At 59.0% G+C, this 1,596-nt stretch carries 2 protein-coding genes; both read left to right on the top strand.

All coding sequences use genetic code 11. The features are described 5' to 3' along the window. Positions 1-1,442, top strand: a 1,442-nt coding sequence (locus ABX749_RS32295; protein WP_372899660.1) for an SDR family oxidoreductase, incomplete at its 5' end; no start/stop codon positions are given. Then, the coding region (locus ABX749_RS32290; RefSeq protein ID WP_372899661.1) for an adenylyltransferase/cytidyltransferase family protein at positions 1,439-1,596 on the top strand (158 nt) is incomplete at its 3' end. The genes ABX749_RS32295 and ABX749_RS32290, both read left to right, overlap by 4 nt.

The raw sequence follows: 1,596 nt of genomic DNA, 5'->3' as shown, positions 1-1,596 counted from the left end.
CTGCAATCCTTCATTCGCTGTGGGTGAAAGTGCTCGGACACGACGGATTCGGATGGGACCATCCCTTTGACTCCGCCGGCGGTAGCTCATTGGCGGCCATGGAACTGCTCGCGGCGGCCGAAGCGAACGGCCTGGCATTGAATTCCGCAAACCTACAACACCAAACGCTACGCGAGAGCTTGCGTGATTGCGAATCAACCTGCGCCGCCACGACCGCTAGTTTAAACTCAATCGTACAGCAATTGTCCCTCGCGGTTCCCGACCTGCCCGTCATTGAACCGATCAGCAACCGTGATCGAGTGATCTTGCTCACCGGGGCAACCGGATTTTTGGGCACGTGGGTGCTCGACGCATTGCTGCGGGAAAATCACGGAACAAAACTCATCTGTCTGGTTCGTGCCAACGATTCGACGCAGGCGTTGCAGCGAATCAACCATTCGCGGAAAACGTTTTTGGGACGCGCTGTCAATTCGCTCGGCCCCGATGACGTTCAGCCGATTTGCGGTGATCTCGCGGCGCACCAGTTCGGTTTGTCGGATGGCCAGTGGGCGCGCATCGCCGATCAGGCCACCGACCTTGTCCATTTGGCTGCCCGGGTTCATCTGCTAGATGATTTCCAGACGATGCGTTCGGTCAATCTGGACTCGCTGGCGACGCTCGCGCGGCTGGCCTGCGATCGAAGGCCCAAGGCCATTCACTACGCGTCGACCTTGTCAGTATTCGTGGCGACCGACCGCGAAGAAACATGTTACGACGAGATGGATCGATTGGAGACACCGGCACGCGTGTTTGGCGGGTACGGCCAGACCAAGTGGGCGGCCGAGAAGTTACTGTGGTCGATCGCGGGAACGCAAATCCCGGCGATCTATCGGTTGGGGTTGTTGACCGGAGACACAAGACACGGCGTCGGCGGCCTTCACGACCAGCTGGCGATGTTCACGCGGGGAATCGCGTTGCTGGGGCAATACCCCGAAGGCATCGACGACTTTTGTTTTGACGTGACACCGGTGGATCAAGCGGCGTGCGGAATCATCCGCCTCTTGCTCGACAACCATTCCGGTGCATTCCACCTGTGCGGTCCGCAACCGGTTTCCGCGTCGCGTTGGATTGGGGCGATGCAACGAGTGGGGATTGATTTGGCACCGGTATCGCGTCAGCATTTCCAATGCACGGCAGATCGCTACCAACGGGATGAAACGAACACGGACGTCGACCGTCGGGACGTCGCGGCGGCTTGCCTGGCGTTGAACTATCGAACGACGGCTTCAGACAATCACCGAGCGATGGATTTGTTTTTGGCGACGAAGACTCGATTCGATGCGACGCGGGCAAACCATGTGTTGCAGCCCACTGGGGAACAGATCCGTCCGGTCAGTGATCGGCAACTGCAAACAATGGCGGGTGTGATGTTGAAATCGATCCGAGGGAGGGCGGAGGCATGACGACGGGAATGGTGTTGGGAAAGTTCTTGCCGCCACACCTTGGGCATGCGTATCTCGTTGATTTCGCGCGGCACTATGTCGACGACTTGACGGTCGTCGTCGGCACGCTTGCCGCAGAACCGATACCTGGCGCCCGACGCTACGAGTGGATGCG

This window comes from Stieleria sp. (assembly GCF_041595215.1).
Taxonomy (GTDB): Bacteria; Planctomycetota; Planctomycetia; order Pirellulales; family Pirellulaceae; genus Stieleria; species Stieleria magnilauensis.
Note: the sequence above shows the minus strand (reverse complement) of the source record. Positions and strands in the feature narration are given on the sequence as shown.